The organism is Escherichia sp. KCJ4928 (assembly GCF_004352695.1).
Lineage (GTDB): Bacteria > Pseudomonadota > Gammaproteobacteria > Enterobacterales > Enterobacteriaceae > ECMA0423.
Window position 1 is genome coordinate 1 of sequence record NZ_SJWV01000646.1, and the last position, 378, is coordinate 378.

The following is a 378-nucleotide window of genomic DNA, read 5'->3' on the forward strand; positions in this document are numbered from 1 at the left end:
TTTTCACATGAGGCGTAGAAACTGTTGATATCAGCCAGTGCAAACATCAGCGTAACTCCCGCGTCCTGTGTATCACGTGAGTGACAACACCAAAAATACAGATGTTTTCCGGATACAGTGTGCGGAACTCCGGGCTGTCTGAAACCGGCTCCAGTGCCGGGCGTGGGCGCAACCGCAGTCGTTTGACGGTGAACTCACCGTCGATCTCAGCGATAACGATGTCCCCGTGTTGTGGTTTTTCGGCCCTGTCCACTACCAGCAGATCACCATTCTGCACGCCAGCCTGGTTCATCGATTCACCGCTGGCGCGCAGAAAGAAGGTGGCTGCAGGTCTGCTGATGCAATAGCTGTTCAGATCCAGTTCCTGCTCAGCATAAT

1 protein-coding gene is annotated in these 378 nt (G+C 53.7%); it reads right to left on the minus strand.

The window, feature by feature from the left end; all coding sequences use genetic code 11:
- Nucleotides 1-46: 46 nt before the first annotated feature.
- A partial coding sequence (gene umuD, locus E0D98_RS26055; protein ID WP_131891564.1) for a translesion error-prone DNA polymerase V autoproteolytic subunit occupies nt 47-378 on the minus strand: 332 nt, incomplete at its 5' end.